Here is a 25,600-nt window from a genome sequence, read left to right as displayed (position 1 = left end):
TTTAATTTACCCTAATCCAAATGAAATAACAAAGGGCCAGAGTACTGGCCCAAATTACAATCACGGATTTAAACTTGGTTGTTTTTGCATATCACACTATCAATGATCTGTATATAACTTATGAAAATATCAATATAACCCTTTATATCTGACAGACTAATATCATTAGCGTGATCATTGTGATGAATAATATTATTTCTTTTTGTAACTATTGCATTAACAATATCTTTATTCAAGTTGAAGTCATTAGAACCAATAAGGTTTAAACCCAAGTAGGAAAATGTCTTTATTGTTTTATATGGGTTTCCAGATAAATTATCTGACAATTCACTTTTATAAACTTTTAAATCAGCATCAATATACTTAAGCTCTTTATCTTTGAAATCTTTTTTGACTCGCCAAAGTAAAAAATTATGAGGTAAGGAAGCTGCCTTTAATTTGTTGTTAATTCTATCACAATGCCATTCAGCAGCGTCAGATAAGTATGATTCCAGATAAGTACACAAAGTGATAAGATACGACTTGACAAAAAAGTTTATATTTTTGTTAAAAAAGTCGACTTCTTCACGTAATGTATTTCTCTCGGTTTCATTAACGATTTCTTTCAACGAAAGAAACAATAAACGATAGCGTTCGAAACACTCAGTCTTTTCCATCAGTAACTTCCTTCAGAAGTTTCGTCCAACTATCTCTCCGCCTAATTACAGAGCTTTTGTTTTGCAACCCTCCAGATAAAGTTCTTTTAAATTCATTGCTGGAGCATAAGTCTTCCCAAGCCTGACGTATATTCTCAGCCTTATCATTTACAACTTCATCACTTAATTTACCTATAGTAGGCATCAATATGTCGTAATGTACCAACCCTTTTCTTTTTCTTCTAACAGTGGGGTTTGTGAAAGTATCATCGCCAAATATTTTTTCACATTTCTGAAGAGATGATTTAAAAATCTCACGCATCTCATTTAAACGATCTTCTTCCAGAGTCGAAAACGTCTCCATTTGATCATCTAAAAAATCTTTCAGTGTATTATTAAAGTGCTCTGCAAAACCATCATCGTAAAAGGCAAAGAAGCGTAAAACTTGTTCATCAGGTTCACGACTATCTCTTTTTACAGTAGTTGTTTCTGCTAATCCAAAGTTTTTTATAGCTTCAATGCCCCCCAGTTCATTTAGTAAATCGTCGAAACCTCCTGGATATAACGCATGTCTAATTTCTTGATCAGAAAGTTTTACCGCGCCCTGGTTTAATCGCGAAAATATTTCTCGTATTAGAGCTTTGGGATTTTCTTTACGTAATACAATGCATCTAATCGTGGTTGATTCAAGCTCAGACCGTAAACTTCCTAACTCAGAAAACTTTTTACCCTCTAATTCCTTAAAGGTAGTCATTCCTTCCAAGGAAAATTCATCATTAAAGAACTTCTGTATAGTAGTTAAACGTTGAACTCCATCAATAACAATATGATTACCATCGTTTTCCTCTGCAAAATAACAGGATGGAAGAGGTATTCTCATTAAGCAAGATTCAATAAATTTTGAAGATCGCTGCCATCCATCCTGATCCCATTTATACTTCCTTTGAAAGTCTGGATTTAATTTCAACTTAACAGGATTTGATTCCATCCTTGAGCATAACGTTTCAAATGGATAATCTATAGGAAATAAGTTTAAAGTCTTATCATCGTTAGCCATTTATCATTCCTTGCGAGCTTAAATGTTGAAGGGGAAGCTTGTAACATTGAAGGTAATCTTTACCATTTCTTATGAGAAAAATCAAAACCTGATTACTCTTGGAGCCAAATGGCAGAGATTAACTAAACATAAATTATGAAAATGATACTGACCATTTAAACAGCATAATCCTTCTTTTAGTCTTGACAAATGCACACTGATTTACTTCAGTGCGGAATACTATCCCTCCATTGCCACCCTTACGGCCTTAACCTTAAGTTTTTTCTTCCAGTGAAAATCAACCATTACATTGTGTATGTTCGTGTTTGCAACCATCTGAGCGCAATGCTCTCCCCGCCACGTCTGTCCGTTTCGTGGGCCGCCTTTGATGCAAGTGCACGTTCCAGGATAACAAGGCCAGAGCTGGCCTTTGAACGGTACAACCGCACAGAATCCGTGGCAGGAAGAAAAAGAAGACAGATGTAAGTTGAGAGGGCTGGTTGACGTATGGTATGGCGCCCATGGCATTACCTTGAAAGACGATTTAAAACGCCAATTAGCCATGAACCATGCTTTTGTGTGTATTTGCGATCCGCTCGCACGCGATTTCAATGCGCAGAGGTTTTCCCACTACAGAGAGAAGAGGCTGAAGGGTGAAGGGTGAAGGGTGAAGGGTGAATGGTGAATGGTGAATGTGCCCATTAATCAGCACACAGCGATGCTCATAAAGTCTTCATTAGCAAAGTACCGCCCTCTCTCCCCCCACGCATCAGCATCAAAATGCCGATAATTCAGAGGAGTGCCCATTATTATGAAGGTGGTCAACAACTCTCTTTTTAACAACACTTAACCATTCTACTGCCGTCATATCCCATCTATCTGGCGCAAAATCATACTTATACCGTTCAGAAAAAATCTGAAGACTGTCAGATTCTTGTTCAAATTCTTGTATGTTCGCTAGCAGCATTCTTAAATTGAAAACTGGTGCGGTAGAGAGATAATCATTTAAGAGGTTATTGAAATTACAATCAGGATCAATAAGATCGCAATCTTGGCCAAAGTAAGCGACGACGAGCGTATCCATCTCACAGGATTTTGTCATATCAGTATCCATATGGCTCCTTACGGCGTTGGGAATGCGGTGACAAGATAGTACTGTTTGCCATTGAAAGTTGCTGGCCTGATGACAATACGGACGCTGTAAGCCTTCTTAACCTCAGTAGCCCCTCGATCAATGTAAGTGCCAATCGGGAAATTAAACTTGTGAGCATAAACAAGTGTAGTGCGAGCATGTGAATACTTTAAAGCATATTCCATCTGCTTACTCTTAACTGACAGCACTTCAGAAATAACCAACTCAGCTTGCCTGAGACTCCCAAAACTGCTGGAAATATGGGGGGCACGAGGTTCAGAGAAGCGAGCGATAAGCTGTTCTGGAGTCCTGCCAACATGGCGGGCAATCGTATGCCCTAAAGACCCACCCTCATGTTCCATCAACCTGATGCGCCCTGAATAAATAGATGCGACTCGTGATGCTCCTGCTAGCGAGGCGAAGCCAATAGGTACAATTAGATCAACTGTCGCACCTATCTTGTAAGCCATCTCAGGATTCGCACCAAATTGACTTGCTGCTTTTTCTGCAAGCTGTGCCGTTGCCGTTTCCATGCGGTGCCCTGTCCAAAGCTGTTTAATTGAGGTATTCAGCGTATCTAGACTATGAGAACCCACCACCACACATCCAGCTTTCGTTAACATAGTTGGCTCAGGTACAACACACAAAACGCCTGCGCCAAAAATTTCAGCGACACCTCCTAAAACCCCCACCCCACCCCACCCCAAAGTCGGTTACTGAGTGTCTCACCTTCACTCACGGTTCCTCTGCGTAAAATGGCCGCAAGCTGCACAGGCGAAAGTGCTACAGTTAAGCCGTCATCATCAGTCATTTTCAATCCTTTATCGGACGAAGTTATGAGTATCGGATTACATTCAGAATAGGTATGAAGAAACTTTATACAATAGTAAATATCTTAATAATCCCATGAAGATTAATGTTACCAACAGGGATAATAACAAGAGCGAATTATTGTGTTATCAACATTGAATTCGTGAAATTAACATTCAGCACATTTTGATGCATACCTAACACAAAAGCACCAAGATAAAACAAAAATAATTTCATGACACAATCACTTTTATTCTTCACCAATAATTCTTACTTAAATAAAGCATCATTCCAAGCGTGGCCATTTTAAGTTTTATCAATCATTATCGAATCAGGTGAAATTCAGGTTTTTTTAAAAAATCAAAATCATCAATAAACGAGATTCCACATTGAAGACAAAAAAATGAAGAAAGCCTTCCTGTGGTTAATTCAGTCATTCATCTACCTCATACCCCTCGCCGCCATTGTGGCAGGTATCTATATATTCGTACGATTCATTCCAAATTATGCTGCATTACTGAGTATATCTTGGGTGATCTTTGTTTCCTTCATATACATCAAATACAACAGATGGTATTGAATATTTCCAATACCATCTGTCAGCACTCGATTTTAACTTCCGAACCAAGTCATCAATGATAGAGCTTCCCCCACATTAGAGGAGAGGAAACGAAATCGTATCGCAACCCATCACTCCCCTTCCAATCCACAAACCTGCCACCGCACCGAACTCACACCCTTCTCCAGACTGATCCTGCCCACCAGATTTTCCAGCTGATCCGTCATGCTCGGTTTCCCCAGCACTTCGGCATTCACCTCCATACGGTGTGGCGGATCCATATCCTCGCTGTGCAGTGATTGCAGGCGTAAACCGCTGCCGCCGAGGCTGTGCAGCATCAGGCTTCGCACCTGCACTTCATCCTGCGCCAGACAGATGATCTGCACTTTGTAGTGCTGCACCACCTCTTCAGCAGGCACCAGGCTTTGGCGATTGATCCCTTGCGCCAGATCCCGCAATAAAATGTTGGCACACAGGATCACCATGCAGCCGATTGCCGCTTCCAGCAGCAATCCCATGCTACACAACACGCCCACGGCGGCGGTGCACCACAGAGTTGCGGCAGTGTTCAGGCCGCGTACGTTGAGCCCATCACGCATGATCACGCCGCCGCCGAGAAAGCCAATACCGGAGACCACATAGGCCGCGACGCGGGAGGCATCGGTGGCGATGCCGGGAACGCTTTGCGTCATCAATACGAATAAACACGCGCCGGTGCTGACCAGCGCATTGGTGCGTAAACCAGTCATACGTTGGCGAAGCTGGCGCTCGCTGCCAATCAGCGCGCCCAGAACCAGCGCGACAGTGACGCGCAGTAAAAAGATTTTCCAATCCATCATAAACCTCACTCCGCCACTTCAGGTGACGGAACATCAAGGGGTAATAAATGGATTACAGCCGGTGCCATTACCGCTGAAATTCAGCAGCATCACGCCAAAAAAGAGGGGAAGATTCAGGAAGGAAATCCACCGTCTTAACGCACGGTTAAGACAGCGTAGAGGGCTATCTTACCGCAGGGACCTTTTGTAATCGTTCGGGACAGGTGTCCAAGGCTTTTATCCTCATGGGTAAAAATTCGTCGGGATTCTAAACCCCGCACCCTGTTATGGCTACTCTGAATAGCGCTTTCGTTTAGGTTGGGTTAAAGACACCTCGGTCCGGTTACCCGCGCTGTTGATGCCTCTAATCACCGTGCTATCTTACCCACTCGCTTTACCGCAAACGGATCAACAGCAATGGCAAAACAACGTGTAGGAATCGTGTTTGGCGGCAAGTCCGCTGAGCATGAAGTGTCGTTACAATCAGCGAAAAACATCCTCGAAGCGATTGATAAGAGCAAATATGAGGTGATGCTGCTGGGTATTGATAAACAGGGCGAGTGGCATCTGAATGAGGCATCAGGCTTTCTGCTGAATGCTGATAACCCAGCGCTGATTGCTCTGAACCGTTCAGGAGAAAACGTGGCGCTGGTGCCGGGTAGTGCTTCGCAGCAGCTAATTAGCCGCCAGCAGGCACAACCACTGTCACAGCTGGATGTGATCTTCCCGATCGTACACGGCACCCTGGGTGAAGATGGATCGCTGCAGGGCTTGCTGCGCATGGCGAATCTGCCGTTTGTCGGTTCGGATGTGCTGGGATCGGCGGTGAGCATGGACAAAGACTTCACCAAGCGCTTACTGCGTGATGCAGGATTGAAAGTGGCACCCTGGATCAGCGTCACTCAGCCGCAGCGTGCTCGTCTGGATGCGCAAGCCGTGGTCGATCAGTTTGGATTGCCGCTGTTTATCAAGCCAGCCAATCAGGGTTCGTCCGTCGGCGTGAGTAAAGTGGATCGCGTTGAAGATTTGGCGGCAGCGCTCGATCTGGCCTTCACCTTCGATCGCAAAGTACTGATCGAACAAGGCATTAAAGGTCGCGAAATTGAGTGTGCGGTGCTGGGTAATGATGAACCGGAAGCCAGCCCGTGCGGTGAAGTGGTGGTGCATGATGCCTTTTACTCCTACGACACCAAATATATCAGCGCAGACGGCGCGCAAATCGTGGTACCTGCTGCCATAGCTGAGCAAGAAAGCACAGCGATTCGTGAGGTGGCGATCCGCGCTTTCCAGGCGTTGGAGTGCTTCGGCATGGCGCGCGTGGATGTGTTCCTGACGGAGCATGGCGAGATTGTGGTGAACGAGGTGAATACCTTGCCGGGCTTCACCAATATCAGCATGTATCCGAAGTTATGGCAGGCGGCAGGGTTGAGTTACAGCGATTTGATTACGCGGTTGATTGAGCTGGCGCAGCAGCGTCATCAGCAGAGCAGTCAGTTAAAAAGTAGCGTTTAATCAGTAAGATCAGTGTCGTTTCCTGGTGCGGATGAAGGTGCAACCGAGCACGTGGGTAACAGATTAGACCGGGCACATAGGTAACACTTTTGGCTGGTCTGGCTAACGTTGCTGGGGGTATCGTGCACGGCCCCATAAAGGCCAGCCCGATCGCAAAGGAATCACGCATCCATGCAGATCGGCCGCCGCTCCCGGCGGCGGACGCTTTGCTCTTCGGGCTGGCCTTTACGGGGCTTTTAGCATGGTCATTGCTGCGGCCAGTGTTGGCATCAATATGCTCCCCAACCGTCGCGGCACAATTTATTGCGCATTTGCGCTGCAGCCAGTGATGACATCAATATGCTCACCAACCGTAGCGGCGCTATTTATTGCGCATTTGCGCTGCAGCCAGTGATGGCATCAACATGCTCCCCAACCGTCGCGGTGCAATTTATTGCGCATTTGCGCACCTCAGGCCACGTCATTCACCATGCTGCGGGGTTCCATCGCCGGAGAGGTTTGATTGCGGCCATTGCGTTTCGAGAGATAGAGATTCTTATCCGCCGCTGACACCAGGCGATTGATCAAGCTTGGCCACTCGCGTTCGTTGATGCCACTGCCGCGCGCCAGACCTAAACTGGCAGTCACGGTCACGGTGTTGCCCTGAATCCAGAACTTCTCTTTGACCATCGCCTGACGGATGGCTTCCGCCAGTTGATACAGTTGCAGGTGGCTGTAGTCGAACACTACCACCACAAACTCCTCGCCGCCAAAGCGACACACCATGCCGCGATTACCCACCACTTTCTGGATACGGCGCGCAATTTCTTCCAGTACGCCATCACCGGCATCATGGCCGAAGTTGTCGTTAATCGCTTTGAAATAGTCGACATCCAGCATCACAACACCCGCTTCACGCTGCAGGGAGAAAGGCTCCTGCTTCAGACTTTCATATAAACCTGAACGCGACAGTAACTGGGTAAGAAAATCAAAGTTAGCGCGTAGCGCCAGGCGATGGTTGAGCTGGCGGACTGCATCCATGCTCACCGCCACCAACAGTGGGCTTAAGGCCACGGTGGCAACGCCCAAGCGCGCTGAAGTCAGGTGGCTGATAGGCAGCAGTGCGTCATCGCCCTGAATATTCATCACACCATGTGAAACGAGAACGATCTCAGTGATGCCGGTAATCAGGATCACCAAGCTTGTAACAGGAATCGGTAACACGATGGCGCACCAGATCAATGCCGGCACCGGGAAAGTCAGGCTGCCTGCGCCACCAATCAACGCGCCCATGGTTAATGAGAGCACCACCGCCGCCAGCGGTAACAGCTTGCCGGGATGCAGCAAGGCACGCGGGGAAACGCTGCGCAGCGAACGCGCCAGCATCACCGGTAACAGCATTAATGAGGTGGAGAACTGCTCGCTAAACCAGTCACCCCAGGCCACCACAAAGCGTGCATTGAAATCGATATCCTGCGCCCATGCGCCCCAGGTCGCACAGGCTGCGGCCCCGAGAAAACAGGCCGGGAAGATGCGCATCGCATTGAACACCTGGCTGTTAGCCGAAGGCGGTTGCAGATGCTTAATCAGCATACTGACTGAAACAAGGATAAACAGGATATTGGCGAAGTTGACCGTGACGGCGGGCAGCGCCCAGCCTGAGAACACCGTGTCGTTAAAAATCATCGCAGCAAAACACACCAGATAACTGGAGGTGGTATGCAGGAATGGATTACGCACCATCAAACCGGCAATCAGTGCGTTCACCGGCCAAAACAGTGAAAATTCCTCAGGAACACGCAAATGGCTGCCAATAAAGCAGAAGAAAAGCGTAATGAGGAACAGCGAGAGTGCATTCTTTTTTAAATTATTCTCAGCAAACAGCTTAACGCGCATACGTCTGAACCCTGTAACCTGGAAATCGCTGCTCTCTGCCCACGGGCATCAGCAAGCATTAAACCTGAAATACCCGTGTGATGATTCGGCAATTAAGCGGGTGTTCGTCAACCTACTCTGCGACTGGGGGTGCTCAATCGCTGCAATTATGCCCTGCAAATAAAAAAATCGGATATCCGAGATATCCGATTTTTACCTTAAAAACCCGTTTTTAAGCAAAGTGATATTGCTATTTCACCGCAACTGGCCACTGACTCAGACGAATACCACGCTGAGGGGCGTTTTCACCGAAATCCTTCAGAACCGCTTTGACGTCCGGGTCCATGTAGCTGGCGTTATCGTGGTCGACAATCACCGTGCTGTTTTCTGGGATCTCCGCCAGCAAACCCTGCAATTTCGGGTTGTGCATAAAGGTCAGATTCTGCTGGAAGCGGAGGACGTAATGATCGTCATGACGGGTTAACTGCAACGCATTACGATGGCTCTTATAAATGCTGTAGAGGATCTGCGTGGCGATCCCGATGCCAATGCCCGCCAACATGCCAAACACGATAATGCCGCCAATGGTGGCGAGAAAAGGAACGTACTGCTGCGCCCCCATGCGGAATTGCTCAACGAACAGGCGCGGCGTCGCCAGCTTGTAGCCGGTGTACAACAGCACGGCCGCGAGGCTGGCTAACGGAATGGTATTTAGCAGATCGCTGAACCACAGCCCGCAAATCAACAACAGCGCGCCGTGGATCAAGATGGATAGCTTGCTTTGCGCCCCGACGCTGACGTTCACCGAGCTGCGGACAATCACGGCAGTGATCGGCATCGCACCCAGCAAGCCAGCCGTCAGGTTGCCAACGCCTTGGGCGAACATCTCTTTGTTAGGTGACGGTGCCGGATGCTGAGAACGCAACTTTTTCAATGCCTCCTGGCTCAGCAAAGTTTCCAGGCTTGCCACCAACGCCAGCGTCACGGCGACCACCCAAACCGACGGATTTTGCCATGCCAGCCAGTCCGGCGTTTCCAGTTCAGCCGCCAGTGCCGACAGGCTGTCAAAGGCCGGCAAGACAATGCGGGGTAGCCCGTCCGCCAGGCTTGGGAACAGGCGATCGCCAAACAGCGTCGCCATACAACCGAACAGCACCGCGACTAACGGCCCCGGGATCCAGCCCAGCGCCTTAACCGACTTCACTACGGGAGTGGTCCACAGCCACAAAATCGCCAGGCCGATGCCTGCAACCAGCATCGCACTGAGAGAAAACTGGAAATCGCCCTGCACCAGCGAGACCAGCTCGGCATCCCCCGCTGCACCGAGTGCGACAGGGATCTGCTGCATAATCAACAGAATACCGATGGCCGCCAACATCCCTTTTATCACGCTGCTTGGCACCAGGGAAATAAAGCGACCGGCGCGCAGCACGCCGAACAGGCACTGCAACACGCCCGCCAGAATCAATGCGGTGAGAAAAGCGGAGAAGCTGCCGAGTGTCTCGATCGACGCGACCACAATGGTGACCAGACCCGCTGCCGGGCCACTGACCGCAAAGCGTGATGGACTGAGCGAGGTGACCAGCAGGCCACCGATCACGCCGGTAAGCAGTCCGGCAAAGGGCGGCAGACCGCTGGCCTGCGCAATGCCTAAACAGAGTGGCAAGGCCACCAAAAACACCACCAGCCCGGCGGGCACATCCTGACGCAGTGTATTCAGATTCATGGCACAGGTTCCTCGCTAAATGGCTGGGCCAGCTGTTTTAGCTGGCCGATCCACAATGAATGCGGTTTCTGCTGATGCAGATATTGCGCAAAATAATCTGGATTGTGCTCAAGGCGTTGTAATGCCACGCTGCGATTTTTCGCTAATAAGGGTTTTAGTGTCGTCATAATTATCTTTTCTCTACTGCCAGAAATAGGATTTTCAGGCTGAGCCACAGGAGTTTAAAAGCCGCAAGGACAGGCGATGGAAGGCAAAATCCGTGCTCCTTCACAGAAATTGTTTATAGCTGCTAATGCTTGGTGTTGCATGCTGAATATTTCCATGCGCCATAAAACAACACGCTCTGTAAAATTAACGTCAAAAAATGTCATTCGAACGTAATTTAGTGCAAGCGAGAGAGTTGGCTTGAAAATCAGCATATTAAATAAATATCAATCAATTAAGACGAGATTTAAATCATTCATTTCAAATGAAATGACAAAAATATACACGCACTCTCTTTATGCCTATGTACTGGTATGGTGATATAAACATTTTGGGGTGAGAAAAATCTTAATTATAAAATTTATGATTAGCGTGATTCACTGGACGAATATTAAATTAGCGGCATTTTTCTCTAAAATACTACCAACAACAAAGCAAGATATCAGGAAAATAATGAGGGAAGTAATAATGACGAAGAAAAGTAAATATGACTGGCCCTGAATAAAGGATTAATAGCGCCTGCCAGACAGGCGCTATTTCGCTTGACGAATTATTTACCGTTCCACGCTTTCAGGCGAGCTTCACGGACCTGCAGCTGCTGTTCCGGCGTCAGCTTGTTGTAGTTTTCCGCCATGCCGCTCTCCCAGTCACCGTACAGCGGATTAGGCAGCACGATAAACTGGGTGCCAAAACGCTGGTGATTAAGGCTGACAAACTGCTGGCGTTGCGCATTGCCCTGATGCCAGGTTCCACCGCCGAAGTCATTCAGATTATCGCCCACATACAGCACCACGTTGTAGCCCGCATTTTTGATGGCATCAAAACGATCCTGTTTGTTGGAATTTCCGGTGCTGAGGCGCACGGTTTGGTCGCTGACACCGCTGAAGCCCAGCTTGTTGAGGTTATCCACTGTCGCCGCGTAATCCTTTTGGTCGCGGTTAGAAACGTAGAACATGGTGCCGCCATGACTGTTCACGTAGTTGGCAAACTCTACTGCGCCCGGCACCGCAGTGGCCTGACGCGCCTGAGTCCAGGCGGACCAGGTTTTACCGGAGAACGGCTGACCGTTTTTCGCCTGCCATGCGCTGTAGGCGCTGTTATCGATCATGGTTTCATCCAGATCGACAATCACCGCTTTAGGCTTGCCCGCCAGCGAAGGGGCGGCATCAAATGCCATACGGGCGCTGTTGAATGCCTGCCAGCTTAACGCCTGATATTCCCCAGACTGCTGGAACCAGTTCACCGCCAATACCGATTGCTGGCTGAGTTGCTGCTGAGCCTGCTGTTTGGCGGGTTGTGCGCATCCTGTCAGCAGCAGCGCAAGCATGCCGGACGCCGCCAGCAATGTGGTGTTTTTCATCATTTCATCCTTAAGTGATTATGGTCAGTTTGTGTAAAGCTTTAAAAATGTAGCAGTTAACGTAAGCTGTGGGCAGAAGAAAGCTGCCGCCCAGTCAAAGGAGACACTTATGTCACATGCCGGACCGCGCTCAACCCTGCTTGATGCTCTGCCATGGCTTGATTATGCCTTTCAGCCTGCGGGCCAACCGGTGCCCACCGATGCCGCTTACGGCCAGCAGCGCCATACCGCCACCGTGGTGCTGGCGACGCAGAATCAGCCGCCAAAAAGCTGTGAATCTGATGGCGTAATCGGTGAAGATCACCTGCCCGTGGCGGTCTATACCGCAGACTGCCTGCCGGTGCTGTTTGCCGATACCCAGCACCATCTGGTTGCGGCGGTGCACGCCGGGCTAAAAGGGACGCTGGCTGGTGTGTTGAACAGCGCGATTGATGGCCTGCTGGCGCGCGGCGCTCGGCCTGACACGCTGCGGGTGGCCATCGGCCCGGCGATTGGGCCGTGCTGTTATGAGTTGGGTAAGGATCTAGTGGCAGAGATGCAGCAGCGTGATGATTTGCCTGAATTAAAATGGGCCAACCAGCAACCGCAAAATAGCGCGGCGATCCGTCCGCAGGCCCGCGCGCATCATCAGGGTGTCTGGTTTGATTTGCCGCATCTGGCACGGGGATTGTTGTTACAGCGCGGTATGGCGGCGCAACACATTGAGCTGCTGAATGTGTGCACCTATTGCATGGCAGAGTCGGGATCGAGCTATCGCTTCAACACCCATTTTGACAGCGGCTTCCAGTCACGTTTTTCGTGGATTCGCCGCCGGGACTGATGGCTTCACGTCCCTGTGAAGCCGTGACCTCAGTGGATGATGGCGTTGAGCGCCAGTACTCCCGCCAGGCCGAGGATAGAGATCAGCGTCTCCATCACTGTCCAGGTTTTCAGGGTTTCCACCACGCTGAGGTTGAAGTAACCCTTGAACAGCCAGAAACCAGGATCGTTAACGTGTGAGGCGATCACACTGCCCGATCCCACCGCCAGCACCATCAATGCCGGATCGGCATGGGTCGCAGCAATGATCGGCGTGACGATCCCCGCCGTAGTGATCGCCGCCACGGTTGCCGATCCCAGTGCGATACGCAGCATGGCGGCCACGGTCCAGCACATCAACAGCGGAGAGAGCGACGATCCTTTCATCATGTCGGCAATGTAGTTACCGACGCCGCTGTCCACCAGCACCTGCTTAAAGGCACCGCCGCCAGCAATGATGAACACGATCATGGCGATGGCGGCAATCGACTCGCCGCACATATCCATCACCTCTTCCATCTTGCGTCCATTGCGCAGGCCCAAGGTCAGCACCGCAATCACCACCGCGATAAACAGCGCCACCGCTGGGTTGCCGATGAACTCAAAGAACTGGCGCAGCGGGTTCTCTTTCGGCGTGGTCAGCTCAAAGACTGCGGCAATCGCCATCAGCACCACGGGGATCACCGCCGCAAAGATACTGATGCCGAAGCCTGGCATCTCCTCTTCACTGAAGATTTTAGGGTTGTACAACCCTTCCGGCGGCGACTTCTCAAAGCTCTTGAGGAATTTCGAGAAGATCGGCCCAGCCACGATCACCGTAGGAATGGTGATGATCATGCCGTACAGCAAGGTAGTACCGAGATTCGCTCCAAAGATGGTGGCGATGGCGGTGGGGCCGGGATGCGGCGGCAGGAAGCAGTGCGTCACGGAGAGCGCAGCCACCATCGGTACGCCGACGTACAGCAGGGGCAAACCGGCCGCGGCGACGATGGTGAACACCAGCGGCAGCAGCAACACGAAGCCCACTTCGTAGAACATCGCCAGGCCGACGATCAAGCCGGTGACCACCAGCGCCCACTGCAGCCGTTCCTTACCAAAGGCCGCAATCAAGGTGGTGGCAACACGCTGTGCCGCACCGGTATCCGATACCAGCCGCCCGAGCATGGCACCGAAGCCGAGGATCATCGCTAATCCGCCGAGCGTCGAACCGATACCTTTCTGGATCGAGGCCATCACGTTAAGCGGCGTCATGCCTTCGGCAATCCCGACCACCGCGGAGACAAACACCAACGCAATGAAGCCGTTGACCTTAAATACAATCATTAACACCAGCAGCAGTATCACACCCAGCACAATAATGGTTATTGGCATTTTTTTATTATCCTTAGAAATACAGAGGGGTGATTAAGGTTTAGGCGCGGCCCGGCAATAATGCCAGCCGCGCCATGGCATTACACGGCGACGCGCATACCGCCATCAACAAACAGCAGATGACCATTCACAAAATTAGAGGCACCAGAAGCGAGGAACACAGCCGCACCAATCAGCTCTTCCGGTTTACCCCAACGAGCAGCTGGAGTGCGTTTGGTGAGCCAGCCGGTGAAGGCCGGATCGTCGGCCAGCGCCTGCGTCATTTCAGTGACAAAGTAGCCCGGTGCGATGGCGTTCACCTGGATATTATGGCGTGCCAGCTCGACGCACATGCCGCGCGTCAACATGGTCACCGCCCCTTTTGAGGCAGCATAAGGCGTGATAGTGTCGCGGCCCAATTCGCTCTGCATCGAACCAATATTGATGATCTTGCCGCGTTGACGATCGACCATTTTCTTCGCCACGGTTTGTGACACCAAAAATACCGCGGTCTGGTTAACGGCAATCACGTCATTCCAGTCCTGCTCCGGGAATTCCAGGAATGGACGACGACGCTGAATACCGGCATTGTTGACCAGAATATCGATCGGCCCCCACTCCGCTTCAATCTCATCCACCGCTTGTTGCACCTGGGCAGACTGCGTCACATCAAAGGCTTTGGCGTGCGCGCGCAGGCCCAACTCGCGTAATTTCTCTGCGCCCTTCTCTGCGCCCTCAGCGGTGGTGGCGTTAATAATCACTTCCGCGCCGGCTTCACCTAAACCCCGTGCCAGCAGAAAGCCGATGCCGCGCGCAGAACCGGTGAGCAATACACGTTTGCCTTCGAGGGAAAATAACTGACTCATCACTGCTCCTTAAAAGGTTAACTGAACTTTCGCTGCACGGGTTTTGTCCCCGGCAAACTGCAATGCTGCATCGATGTCCTGCAAATCGTATTCACCGCTGAACAACGGCAGCGGTTGCACTACGCCGGTCGCCAGCCACTCCACGGCGGTGTTGAACTCGTGCGTGAAGCGGAAAGAGCCGACCAGCTGAATCTCTTTGGCAATCAGCGCCATAATCGGGAAGTTCGGGATGGTGCCGCCCATGCCGACCTGCACCAGCGTGCCTTTGGCGCACACCACATCCAGACAGCGCTGCAGCGAAGAAGGATGGCCAGACGCTTCAAACGCCACATCGAAATAGCCTTTGTCCGCCAGATACGGCGTGAAATCGCCGTCGGCGGCGTGGATCACCTCGCTCGCGCCCATCTGCAACGCCATGTTCAGTGAACGCTCACTGATGTCGCTGCATACCACTGAAGCGGCACCGCGCGCTTTGGCGGCGGCGGCAATCAAGCAGCCAATCGGCCCCACGCCAGAGATAAATACGTGCTTGCCGGTGAGATCGCCCGCCTGATGCGTAGCATGAATGCACACCGCCAGCGGCTCGGCAAACACCATCACCGTTTCATCAGCGTCCTGTGGGAAGGGAACACACTGCTTGCTGTCCACCACTTTGTATTGGGTGAAACCGCCATCCACATGCGGTACATACATGGCGCTGCCGAAGAAGCGCATGGAGGTGCACTGGTTTTCCTGGTCGCGCTGGCAGTATTTGCACTCGCCACAGGGTTTGGAAGGGTTGACCGCCACTTTCTGATCCTGCTTGAGGTTAGGATCATCACTTTCGACCACCTGACCGATGACTTCATGGCCGAGGATCATCGGCATTTTGACTTCAAAATTGCCGACCTTGCCTTCCTGGTAGTAGTGCAGATCAGAACCGCAGATGCCGCCGCGCGTAATCCGCACCAGCGTGCCTTTACCCTCCCACTTCACCTGCTGCTGCGCGACACTGACCTGTTTTTTACCGGTGATCACGCAGGATTGTGTTTCGATATTCATGATTTCCCCATTTGGTGCTGTTGCAATGGCGCCATAACAACGGGATCCGCACGACAAAACTGTGAACCAGATCACTCAAAATCATGTTACGAAAAAGCTGTTACCTGGAACGTGAACTACTCGTGCTGAAGATGGAAGCTGGATCACTTTTTTCTGGCGAAAACCAAGAACGGTCTGGGGGATTAAGCGGGAACGGTTGTGCCATTATCGCCACACCCTCACCCGGGAATGTTGTTTAGATTGAATCTGACAGGAGTCATAACTATAGAGCTAATTCATTAGCCCGCATCTTCATGTTATTACAGGGCGCGCAGGTTTCTTCCCGTGCCTGGCGAAGGAGTCCGAACCTTTCGCTTGCGACTTGCCGCCCTGCTTTTTTTGAGGTTTCTCACAGCCTGAACGCCGCGAATTTCCATCCCGCCCTTTTCCCGCTACAGTTCACTCATCCGACCACTTTCTGAGACTGTGATCATGACTGAGCATTACGCCCACTTGTTTACCCCGCTTGATCTGGGATTTACCCAACTGAAAAACCGTTTTTTGATGGGCTCAATGCACACCGGGCTGGAAGAGCATGCCGATGGTGCTGAGCGCCTGGCGGCGTTTTATGCCGAGCGGGCGCGTGAAGGGGTGGCACTGATCGTGACGGGCGGTATCGCGCCGAATCCGCAAGGGGTGGGTGCGCAAGGGGGTGCCGTCCTTAACCTGGAAAGCCAGTGCGACTGGCACCGCACGCTCACCGATGCGGTGCATGCGGAAGGCGGTAAAATTGCCCTGCAAATTCTTCATACCGGACGCTACAGCTATCAACGCGATCTCGTGGCGCCTTCGGCGTTACAAGCCCCGATTAACCCCTTTACCCCGCGTGAACTCAGCGATGCGGAGATTCGGCAAACCATTGCGGACTTCGCGCACTGCGCCCGCTTAGCTCAGCAGGCCGGTTATGACGGCGTGGAGATCATGGGCTCGGAAGGCTATCTGATTAATCAGTTTTTGGTCGCGCACACCAACCATCGCGATGATCACTGGGGTGGCGATGTCGTGCGCCGTCGTCACTTTGCGCTGGCGGTGACCCAGGCGGTACGTGAAGCAGTGGGTAACGAGTTTATTATTATCTTCCGCCTGTCGATGCTCGACCTGGTGAATAACGGCAGCTCGCTGGAAGAGACGCTGACGCTGGCAAAAATGCTGGAACAGTGCGGCGTGACGCTGTTCAACAGCGGCATTGGCTGGCATGAAGCGCGCATTCCTACCATCGCCACCTGCGTGCCGCGCGCTGGATTCGCCTGGGTGACACAACACTTACGCGAAGCTGTGTCGGTACCGGTTATCGCCACCAACCGTATTAACCATCCGCAGGTGGCGGAAACGCTACTGCGCGATGGCGTCGCCGATATGGTGTCGATGGCCCGCCCCTTCCTCGCCGATGCGGCTTTTGTGCGCAAAGCACAAGCCGGGCAGCCCGATGCCATTAATACCTGCATTGCCTGTAATCAGGCCTGTCTCGACCAGATTTTTGTCGGCAAGGTCACCTCTTGCCTGGTCAACCCTCGCGCCTGCCATGAAACGCTGATGCCGATTGAGCCTACACAGCACCGCAAACAGATCGCGGTGGTAGGTGCTGGCCCCGCAGGCATGGCGTTTGCACTGCAGGCGGCGCAGCGCGGGCATCAGGTTACGCTGTATGAAGCCGATGCGCAGATTGGTGGGCAGTTTAATATCGCCCGGCAGATCCCCGGCAAACAGGAGTTCAGCGAAACGCTGCGCTATTTCCGCCATCAGTTGGAAGCCGCAGGCGTGGCGATCCATACGCAGCATCGTGTCTGTGCAGATGAACTGGAAAGCGCAGATGAGGTGGTGATTGCCACCGGTATTACGCCGCGCCAGTTGAGCATTCCGGGCATCGATCACCCCAGCGTGCTCAGCTATCTCGAGGTGATCCGCGATAAAAAACCGGTGGGACAACGCGTGGCGATTATTGGTGCCGGCGGTATTGGTTTCGATACCGCCGAGTTTTTGCTGCATCGAAATGAACATGAGGACTTCTACCAAAGCTGGGGCATCGATCGCAGCATGCAGGCGCGCGGCGGATTAGTTCGCCCGCAGCCGCTGGCAGCCGATCGGCAAATCTGGCTGTTACAGCGTAAGTCGGGTAAACCCGGTGCCGGACTGGCAAAAACCACTGGCTGGATCCACCGCGCCAGTTTGCAGGCACACGGTGTGCAGCTGTGGGGCGATGTGGAATATCTGAAGATTGATGATGAAGGACTGCATCTGCGCCATCAGGGCGAGGCGATCACGCTGGCGGTGGATAACGTGGTGATTTGTGCCGGTCAGGAACCGATGCGCCAGTTGGCGGATGAACTGGCCGCACGCGGTAAAGCAGTGCGGCTGATTGGTGGCGCGGATGTGGCGCAGGAGCTGGATGCTCGCCGCGCCATCGCTCAGGCGACTGAACTGGCGCTCAGTGTGTGATTAACGCAGTTTAACCGAGCGCAGCACCACAAATTTGGCATTGGACGCCACCAGCTCACAGTTGCCAAACAGCTTTTTCATTTTGACGTGATAACCGAGGTGACGGTTGCCAACAATGCGCAATTCGCCGCCATATTGCAGGCAACGTTTGGCATCGCGCAGCATTTGCCAGGCCAGATGATCGGTCACCGCGTGCTGCTGGTGGAACGGTGGATTACACAGCACGGCGTGCAGACGATCCGACGGGAAGCCACTCAGCACGTTGTTAACGCGGAACTGGCAGCGCGCCAGATCCTGCGGACGGTTCACTTCCACATTGAGCTGGCTGGACGCCACCGCCATGTAGGATTCGTCATAGAACAGCACCTCGGCATTCGGGTTCTGCTCCAGCGCCAGTAAACCAATCACGCCGTTACCGCAGCCCAGATCGAGGATTTCACCTTCAATATCTGATGGCAGATGCTGCATAAAGAAGCGTGCGCCGACATCCAGCGAACCGCGTGAGAAGACGTTGGCGTGGTTATGGATCTGGTAAGACGAATCATCCAGTGGCCAAACCGTTGTGTCTGATACCTCCGGCAATTTCGGTTCCGTGAAGGTGCAATAAATCAGACGGGCTTTCTTCCACGCCAGTGACGTTTTGCTCTCACCGAGGATACGGTCAAACAGCTGTTGCGTGGAATTATGAATGTCTTTGGCTTTTGCCGCGCCGATGATCAGCGTATCAGGCGTGACCACTTTGCGCAGCGCACGCAGTTGATGCTCTAACAGCGCCAGCGCTTTCGGGATTTTGATCAGTACGGCGGCAGGCGCGGCCGGCAGTGGCGCCAGGCTATCGATAAAGTGCACCTGATCTTCATCCATCTCATTCAGACGCAGGTTCTGTTTCGCCGCCATCTGGCTGAGCCAGGAATCGCTCACGTGCCAGACTTCACGGTTGCCCAATCCACAGGTCAAGGCGCCAAAATTGTCGTTGAACACCAACACCGGTCCTTCTGGCAGGGCTTGCTGCAACAGGTATTCATCGGCGGAATCCCACGCCTGTAACGGGCTTTCTTCACGCATTGGCGGGAAGCGCTGCAACGTCAGCGTGCGATCGGTCAGTTCAAATTGGCTCATGGAATCTCCGGCGTGGTACACTTTGCGCGATTTTCGCCCTAAAAAGGGGGCGCAGTATACTGTCTTTCGTCGGGAATCCCAATGTCATTAATCTATCTGCAGGGTTACCCTGAAAACATCCTCGAACAGGTGCAGTTGCTGATTGATAATCAGCGATTAGGCAGCTTTTTGCAGGAACGTTATCCCGATACCCACGATGTAGTCAGCGATCAGGCACTTTACGATTACACCCAAGCGATGAAAAGCCGCTATATGCGCAGCGCGCCGCCAGTGAGCAAAGTGATTTGGGATAACAAAATTAAGGTGATGAAACATGCGCTTGGGCTGCACACGGCCATTTCACGCGTGCAGGGTGGCAATCTGAAAGCCAAAGCCGAGATTCGCATCTCGACCTTCTTCCGCCTGGCGCCGGAGCCTTTTCTGCGCATGATCGTGGTGCACGAACTCGCGCACCTGAAAGAGAAAGAGCACGATAAAGCGTTTTATCAACTCTGCTGCCATATGGAACCGGATTACCACCAGCTGGAGTTTGATGCGCGCCTGTGGATGACAGACCAGGCGATGCGCGGCAACGCGGCTTAAAGAAACTCCTGCGCCTTCTGTATCAAGCTGGTTTTGGTCAGGGCGCCCATAAAACGGCGCTCCTGCGGGTTGTTCAGCACCGGCAAGCGCTCTAGCGTCACCCGCGCAAACGCCTCCCAGCCTTCTCGCATACTCTGATTCTGATAAATACACGGGAAGTTATCGTCCATCACACTGCTAACTGGCGAATCCAGGGTGATCTCCTGCGTCAGCACTTTGCGTGAGATATCGTGAATCGACACCACGCCAAGGAACTGCCCAACGCTGTTGATCACGTAGACATAGCGTTCACGTTTGAGCGAACTCACCGCCAGCGCCTGTCCCACTGACTCTTCCGGTTGCAGCGCCGCGCCGGGGATAATCAGCTGATCCACGCGCATATTATCGAAGTCGAATTTGGCTTCTGAACGACTAAAGTGATTGCTCACCACCGGATAGGTGCTGGCGGATTGCAGCCGGTACACCACCATCGAGGCCAGCACTGAGGCAATCATGATTGGGAACAGCAGGCTGCTGTTGAGCGTCATTTCCAGCACCATCAACATCGCCATTAACGGCGCCTGACTGACTGCTGCCAGCACCGCCGCCATGCCAATCGCCGCATACAGCAAGGTGTTACCTACCGGTATATGCAGCACTACGCCAATCTGCGCCAGTGCCACACCCAGCAACGCGCCTATCAGTAAAGAAGGGGTAAACAGCCCGCCCACCGCGTTCGATCCCACCGACAGGGTGGTCGCCAGGGTTTTCAGCACCAAGAGGCCCACCAATCCCGCCAGCACATAGTGACCATCGATGATTTTCACGATCACTTCGTAACCATTGCCCAGAATATCCGTGGAGATCAGCGCCAAAAAACCCACCGCTAAACCGCCTAACCCCAGGCGGGCGGGCAGAGATGAGATACGAGCAAACTGCGCTTTACTGCGTGCAATCAACTTAATCAGCAGCCAGCCCGCACCGCCCGCCACCAAACCAATCAGAATGGTCATCAGCAAGCTGCTGATATCCATCTGGAATAGCGCTTCGGAGAGCGGATAAAGCGCGCTGCGGAAACCCAATGACCACATGGTCATTACCGCCACCGCCGACGCGACAATCAACGGGATCAGCCGTTGTAAGGCCGAAATACCGAAGGCAATTTCAGCCACGAAGATCGCGGACGCTAAGGGAGCGTGATACACCGAAGAGAGCCCAGCCGCCGCGGCCATTGCTACGATATCGCTGTTACGCATCTGCGGAAACCAGCGCCCGATCAGGCTGCCGCTCAGCGCCGACAGTTGCACCATCGGCCCCTCTTTACCGATCGAGGCGCCGCTGCCGATACTGGCAATCGATGACAGCGCACGGAACAGAGAGGTTTTGGTCGGCACCGCATCCAGACGGGCGTTGATCACTTCGAGGTAATCGGTTTTGACCGTTTCCTGTTTCTCGATCGCCACGGCAAAACGCAGGAAATAGCCCGCCAGTACCCCGCCTGCACCCACCAGCAGTGGCCAAAAGATCCACGGCCAAACGTGCATCGCCACGGTGATTTCGCTGTCGCTGTTAAACAGCAGACGGTTGATGAGATCAATCACGCCGCGAAAGGCGAGCGTCACCAGCGACGCGACAAATCCCACGGGGATAGCGATTAACAGCGTGGTCCAGTTCAATGCATGTTTACTTCCACTCACCCACGCGTCCCCGTTTGCTGGTTAAGAAAAATGTGCCGCATCATCATATTGGAATGCGGATCGCATGATCAAATTTCGTCTGACGACCTTCCCGCTGAACATGCTACTCTGCCGCTTTACTGTTGCAGGAGAGCTAACCGTGATTCGTTTTGCCATTGTGGGAACCAACTGGATAACCCGCCAGTTTATCGACGCCGCGCACGAGACCGGCAAAATGAAGTTAAGCGGCGTCTATTCGCGTCAGCAAGCCCAGGCTGATGCCTTTATCGCCGACTATCCCTGCACACTCACCTTCACATCGCTTGACACGCTGGCAGCCAGCCCGGAGATTGACGCGGTCTACATCGCCAGCCCGAATGCGCTGCATGCTGAACAGGCGATGCTGTTTATGTCGCACGGCAAACACGTGATTTGTGAAAAGCCGATGGCCTCAAACCTGCGTGAAGCCGAAGCGATGATCGCCTGCGCGCGTCAGCATCAGGTGGTGCTGTTTGAAGCCTTTAAAACCGCCAGCCTGCCTACTTTCCTGCAACTGCAGCAAACCCTGCCGCAACTCGGCAAGCTACGCAAAGCATTGATCAATTATTGCCAATATTCATCACGTTATCAGCGTTACCTCGACGGTGAAAACCCCAACACCTTTAATCCACGCTGGTCGAATGGTTCGATCATGGATATCGGATTCTACTGTCTGGCCGCAGCGGTGACCCTATTTGGCGAGCCACAAAAAGTGCAGGCACAGGCTTCGCTGCTGGAAAGCGGCGTGGATGCACACGGCGTGGTGGTACTGGGCTATGGGGGTTTTGACGTCACTTTGCTGCACTCTAAAGTCAGCGACTCCCAGATCCCCAGTGAAATTCAGGGTGAGGCCGGTTCGCTGGTGATTGAGAAAATCTCTGAGTGCCAGCAACTGCGCTTTATCCCGCGCGGCGGTGAGAGCCAGACGCTGACGCAGCCCCAGCATACTAATACTATGCTGTATGAAGCCGAGACCTTTGCCCGTCTGGTTGAACAGCATCAGGTTGAACATCCGGCCCTGGAAACCTCACGTATCACGGCAAAACTGCTGACGGAAATCCGTCGTCAGACCGGTGTGGTGTTCCCGGCGGATCAGGTTAATCAGTAAATATTGCAAAATATTTCCACTCCCCCATTGTATCTGCTTGCGGTTGGACGTATGTTGAGCGCTGCAAAGGGGAGTAACTTGTATACCCGAAATAATTCGATTTTCAGGAAGGCGGCAAGTACATGAACCCGCAGGAGCTTACTGAAGTAAGTGACTGAGGTGAATGCACGTAGCCAACGCTCCTGCAATTTGAATTATGAAAGGTATTAGCTGATTGATCGTCATTACGATGCTAAACGCATCCGGTCGTCAGGCAACCCGGAATCGAATTCTGAGTTGTAAGTGAGACCTTGCCGGAAGGCGAGGTTTGCTTGCAGCTTAATAAAAGCGGCTAACGTCTTCTGACTTAGCCGTTTTTTATTTTCCGACAGGATACGACTATGCACTCTGTAGGCACACCACTACTCTGGGGCAGCTTCGCTGTTGTTGTGCTCATCATGCTGGCGATTGATCTCTTCTTACAGGGACGTCGCGGCGCTCAAACCATGTCATTCAAACAGGCGGCTATCTGGTCTCTGGTTTGGATCTCCATCTCCCTACTCTTCAGCGCGGCGTTCTGGTGGTACCTCGAAGGCACCGCGGGGCGTGAAGTGGCAACCGCACAAACCCTGGCTTTCCTGACTGGCTACGTGCTGGAAAAAGCGTTGGCGGTGGATAACGTCTTTGTGTGGCTGATGCTGTTTAGCTACTTTGCGATTCCGGCGCAGCTACAGCGTCGCGTCTTGATCTACGGCGTACTGGGCGCGATTGTGCTGCGTACCATCATGATCTTCGCGGGTAGTTACCTGGTGACGCAGTTCAGCTGGATACTGTACATCTTCGGTGCTTTCCTGCTGTTCACCGGCCTCAAAATGGCCTTTGCAAAAGAAGGCGATGATGCAGCGGTGGGTGATAAACCGGTAGTGCGCTGGCTGCGAAAACATCTGCGCATGACCGATAACCTCGAAGGAGAGAAGTTCTTTACCCGCAAAAACGGCGTGCTGTTTGCCACCCCGTTGCTGCTGGTGCTGATCATGGTGGAATTGAGCGATGTGATTTTCGCGGTTGATAGCATCCCGGCTATCTTCGCGGTCACCACCGATCCCTTTATCGTGCTGACCTCAAACCTGTTCGCGATCCTCGGCCTGCGTGCGATGTATTTCCTGTTAGCGAACGTGGCGGAACGTTTCTCAATGCTGAAATATGGCCTGGCGATAGTGCTGGTGTTTATCGGTATCAAGATGCTAATCGTCGAGTTCTATCATATCCCGGTTGGTGTCTCACTGACGGTGGTGGGTGTGATTCTGGGCGGCACACTGCTGATTAACGCCTGGGTTAACCACAGAAACGACCAGAAGGGCATCTCACCATAATCTGCTGCAGGGGCGATAGTCGCCCCTGCATTATTTTGCCAGATTAAACCTTCACCTTTTATCGCTCTGTCACACTTCCCATCATTAGCAGATCAAATAACCGATCCAGCCCATACAAACAGAATTATCTCTTTTATCACCAAGACTTTTCCTTATACTCCGCCGGGCAAACCGTTAGGTGCGGAGCAACCGCGCACAACATTCATACCGCTATAAAAAGACCGAACTATGCAAAACAACTTTATTGGACGTCTGGGCGCGCTGTTCGCAGGAAGCCTGGTAAAACAAATCATGATTGGCCTGGTTGCCGGTGTGGCGCTGGCGTGGTTCTCACATGATGCCGCCTTGGCGGTGGGCCTGCTGGGTGAACTCTTTGTTCGCGCTTTGAAGGCTGTGGCACCGTTGCTGGTGCTGGTGCTGGTCATCTCTTCGATTGCCAATCACCAACAGGGGCAGAAAACCAACATCCGACCGATCGTGATGCTCTATCTGCTCAGCACCTTCTTTGCGGCGGTGGTCGCCGTAAGCATGAGCCATCTGTTCCCGCAAAACCTCTCCATGAAAGTGGGAGCGACCGAGATTTCCCCGCCGTCTGGCATTACTGAAGTGCTGCATGGTTTGTTGATGAGCATGGTGGCCAACCCGATTGAGGCGTTAATGAACGCCAACTACATCGGTATTCTGGTATGGGCCATCGGGTTAGGTTTGGCATTTCGTCACGCTAGCCCCAGCAGTAAGGCGTTTCTCAATGATGCCTCTCATGCGGCGACATGGGTGGTGCGCTGTGTGATTCGCTGTGCGCCATTGGGAATTTTTGGTTTGGTGGCTTCGATTCTGGCCTCAACCGGCTTCGAGGCCCTGCAGGAGTACGCCACACTGCTGGCGCTGTTGCTGGGATGCATGGCCATCATGGCGCTGATCGTCAACCCGATGCTGGTGTTTCAAAAGCTGCGCCGTAACCCGTATCCGCTGGTGTTTACCTGCATCCGTGAAAGTGGCGTGACCGCCTTCTTCACCCGCAGCTCTGCCGCCAACATTCCGGTGAACATGGCCATCGCCAAACGTCTGAACCTGGACGAAGACACCTATTCCGTCTCGATTCCTCTCGGCGCGACCATCAGTATGGCGGGCGCATCCACCACCATCACGGTGTTAACCCTGGCGGCGGTGCACACCTTAGGGATTGCTGTGGATGTTCCCACCGCGATTCTGCTGAGTTTTGTGGCATCAATTTGTGCCTGCGGCGCGTCCGGTGTGGCGGGCGGTTCTCTTCTGCTGATCCCGGTGGCCTGCAACATGTTTGGCATCCCTAATGATCTGGCGATGCAGGTGGTGGCCATCGGCTTTATTATCAGCGTGTTGCAGGATTCGGCTGAGACTGCACTGAATTCATCGACCGACATTCTGTTTACTGCGGCGGTATGTCAGGCTGAGGCAGAGCGGGAACCGAGCACTGCATAATTTGTAAAACAGCGTCCGCCGCCGGGAGCGGCGGCCGATCTGCATGGATGCGTGATTCCTTTGCGATCGGGCTGGCTTTTATGGGGCCGTGCACGATACCCACAGCAA

At 52.4% G+C, this 25,600-nt stretch carries 20 protein-coding genes and 2 pseudogenes; 8 read left to right on the top strand and 14 right to left on the bottom strand.

Translation table 11 applies throughout. The features are described 5' to 3' along the window. Positions 1-68: 68 nt before the first annotated feature. Positions 69-656: a HEPN domain-containing protein gene (locus LK04_RS01795; RefSeq protein WP_039328509.1), complete on the bottom strand. Its 588-nt coding sequence runs from the start codon at positions 654-656 to the stop codon at positions 69-71. Continuing rightward, on the bottom strand, positions 643-1,692 hold the full coding sequence (locus tag LK04_RS01790) for a DUF262 domain-containing protein (RefSeq protein WP_039328508.1): 1,050 nt from the start codon (positions 1,690-1,692) through the stop codon (positions 643-645). The genes LK04_RS01795 and LK04_RS01790 overlap by 14 nt, the downstream gene beginning before the upstream one ends. 402 nt (positions 1,693-2,094) lie before the next feature. Here LK04_RS01790 and LK04_RS20815 point away from each other — a divergent pair. Then, positions 2,095-2,329 (top strand): annotated as a pseudogene (locus tag LK04_RS20815) (site-specific integrase); the annotation flags it as partial. Between the two features lie 117 nt (positions 2,330-2,446). Here LK04_RS20815 and LK04_RS01780 read toward each other — a convergent pair. The 3 genes from LK04_RS01780 to LK04_RS01770 form a co-directional block, all read right to left on the bottom strand. Further along, positions 2,447-2,785: a contact-dependent growth inhibition system immunity protein gene (locus LK04_RS01780; protein ID WP_039328505.1), complete on the bottom strand. Its 339-nt coding sequence runs from the start codon at positions 2,783-2,785 to the stop codon at positions 2,447-2,449. 8 nt (positions 2,786-2,793) lie between these two features. Then, on the bottom strand, positions 2,794-3,426 hold the full coding sequence (locus LK04_RS01775; protein ID WP_231568831.1) for an RNase A-like domain-containing protein: 633 nt from the start codon (positions 3,424-3,426) through the stop codon (positions 2,794-2,796). 877 nt (positions 3,427-4,303) lie between these two features. Continuing rightward, positions 4,304-5,008 carry an MgtC/SapB family protein gene (locus LK04_RS01770; RefSeq protein WP_039328616.1) on the bottom strand — a complete coding sequence of 235 codons (705 nt, stop codon included), beginning with the start codon at positions 5,006-5,008 and terminating at the stop codon, positions 4,304-4,306. A gap of 399 nt (positions 5,009-5,407) precedes the next feature. On the opposite strand from LK04_RS01770, the gene ddlA reads away from it, so the two are divergent. After that, the gene (ddlA, locus tag LK04_RS01765) at positions 5,408-6,502 is read left to right on the top strand and encodes a D-alanine--D-alanine ligase (protein ID WP_039328503.1); all 1,095 of its coding nucleotides are present in this window, start codon (positions 5,408-5,410) and stop codon (positions 6,500-6,502) included. A 450-nt stretch (positions 6,503-6,952) separates the two neighbouring features. Here the strand turns inward: ddlA and LK04_RS01760 are convergent, their stop codons facing one another. The 4 genes and pseudogenes from LK04_RS01760 to LK04_RS01750 form a co-directional block, all read right to left on the bottom strand. Further along, positions 6,953-8,377 carry a GGDEF domain-containing protein gene (locus LK04_RS01760; RefSeq protein WP_039328501.1) on the bottom strand — a complete coding sequence of 475 codons (1,425 nt, stop codon included), beginning with the start codon at positions 8,375-8,377 and terminating at the stop codon, positions 6,953-6,955. A 229-nt stretch (positions 8,378-8,606) separates the two neighbouring features. Then, the gene (locus tag LK04_RS01755; RefSeq protein ID WP_102136025.1) at positions 8,607-10,076 is read right to left on the bottom strand and encodes a SulP family inorganic anion transporter; all 1,470 of its coding nucleotides are present in this window, start codon (positions 10,074-10,076) and stop codon (positions 8,607-8,609) included. 50 nt (positions 10,077-10,126) lie between these two features. Further along, a pseudogene (locus tag LK04_RS19935) lies at positions 10,127-10,249 on the bottom strand (carbonic anhydrase); the annotation flags it as partial. A gap of 587 nt (positions 10,250-10,836) precedes the next feature. Beyond that, a complete protein-coding gene (locus tag LK04_RS01750) occupies positions 10,837-11,646 on the bottom strand; it encodes a 5'-nucleotidase, lipoprotein e(P4) family (protein ID WP_039328497.1) in 810 nt (269 codons plus the stop codon). A 109-nt stretch (positions 11,647-11,755) separates the two neighbouring features. On the opposite strand from LK04_RS01750, the gene LK04_RS01745 reads away from it, so the two are divergent. Then, the gene (locus LK04_RS01745; RefSeq protein ID WP_039328495.1) at positions 11,756-12,466 is read left to right on the top strand and encodes a polyphenol oxidase family protein; all 711 of its coding nucleotides are present in this window, start codon (positions 11,756-11,758) and stop codon (positions 12,464-12,466) included. Positions 12,467-12,495: 29 nt separating this feature from the next. Here the strand turns inward: LK04_RS01745 and LK04_RS01740 are convergent, their stop codons facing one another. From LK04_RS01740 to idnD, 3 genes are all read right to left on the bottom strand, one after another. Next, complete coding sequence (locus LK04_RS01740) at positions 12,496-13,815, bottom strand: gluconate:H+ symporter (RefSeq protein ID WP_039328493.1); 1,320 nt, start codon at positions 13,813-13,815, stop codon at positions 12,496-12,498. A gap of 80 nt (positions 13,816-13,895) precedes the next feature. Beyond that, positions 13,896-14,660 carry a gluconate 5-dehydrogenase gene (gene idnO / locus LK04_RS01735; protein ID WP_039328492.1) on the bottom strand — a complete coding sequence of 255 codons (765 nt, stop codon included), beginning with the start codon at positions 14,658-14,660 and terminating at the stop codon, positions 13,896-13,898. Positions 14,661-14,669: 9 nt separating this feature from the next. Then, positions 14,670-15,701: an L-idonate 5-dehydrogenase gene (idnD, locus tag LK04_RS01730; RefSeq protein ID WP_039328491.1), complete on the bottom strand. Its 1,032-nt coding sequence runs from the start codon at positions 15,699-15,701 to the stop codon at positions 14,670-14,672. 471 nt (positions 15,702-16,172) lie between these two features. On the opposite strand from idnD, the gene LK04_RS01725 reads away from it, so the two are divergent. Next, positions 16,173-18,176, top strand: a complete 2,004-nt coding sequence (locus LK04_RS01725; RefSeq protein WP_039328490.1) for an NADPH-dependent 2,4-dienoyl-CoA reductase — start codon at positions 16,173-16,175, stop codon at positions 18,174-18,176. Here LK04_RS01725 and rlmG read toward each other — a convergent pair whose 3' ends face one another. Further along, positions 18,177-19,295, bottom strand: a complete 1,119-nt coding sequence (gene rlmG, locus LK04_RS01720; protein ID WP_039328489.1) for a 23S rRNA (guanine(1835)-N(2))-methyltransferase RlmG — start codon at positions 19,293-19,295, stop codon at positions 18,177-18,179. It lies immediately after the preceding gene. 81 nt (positions 19,296-19,376) lie between these two features. On the opposite strand from rlmG, the gene LK04_RS01715 reads away from it, so the two are divergent. After that, positions 19,377-19,877, top strand: a complete 501-nt coding sequence (locus LK04_RS01715; protein ID WP_039328488.1) for a M48 family metallopeptidase — start codon at positions 19,377-19,379, stop codon at positions 19,875-19,877. Here the strand turns inward: LK04_RS01715 and LK04_RS01710 are convergent. Beyond that, positions 19,874-21,553, bottom strand: a complete 1,680-nt coding sequence (locus tag LK04_RS01710) for a chloride channel protein (RefSeq protein ID WP_039328487.1) — start codon at positions 21,551-21,553, stop codon at positions 19,874-19,876. The two genes, LK04_RS01715 and LK04_RS01710, sit on opposite strands and share 4 nt — an antisense overlap. A 139-nt stretch (positions 21,554-21,692) precedes the next feature. Between LK04_RS01710 and LK04_RS01705 the strand changes: the two genes are divergently transcribed. The 3 genes from LK04_RS01705 to sstT all read left to right on the top strand — a co-directional run bounded on the left by LK04_RS01705 (position 21,693) and on the right by sstT (position 25,492). Beyond that, positions 21,693-22,679, top strand: a complete 987-nt coding sequence (locus LK04_RS01705; protein WP_039328615.1) for a Gfo/Idh/MocA family protein — start codon at positions 21,693-21,695, stop codon at positions 22,677-22,679. Between the two features lie 380 nt (positions 22,680-23,059). Beyond that, a complete protein-coding gene (locus LK04_RS01700) occupies positions 23,060-24,031 on the top strand; it encodes a TerC family protein (RefSeq protein WP_039336760.1) in 972 nt (323 codons plus the stop codon). Positions 24,032-24,259: 228 nt separating this feature from the next. After that, positions 24,260-25,492: a serine/threonine transporter SstT gene (sstT, locus tag LK04_RS01695; RefSeq protein ID WP_039336762.1), complete on the top strand. Its 1,233-nt coding sequence runs from the start codon at positions 24,260-24,262 to the stop codon at positions 25,490-25,492. Positions 25,493-25,600 lie beyond the last annotated feature (108 nt).

The organism is Pantoea vagans (assembly GCF_001506165.1).
In the GTDB taxonomy this organism is placed as follows: Bacteria; Pseudomonadota; Gammaproteobacteria; order Enterobacterales; family Enterobacteriaceae; genus Pantoea; species Pantoea vagans_C.
This window is presented reverse-complemented; position numbering and strand designations above follow the sequence as displayed.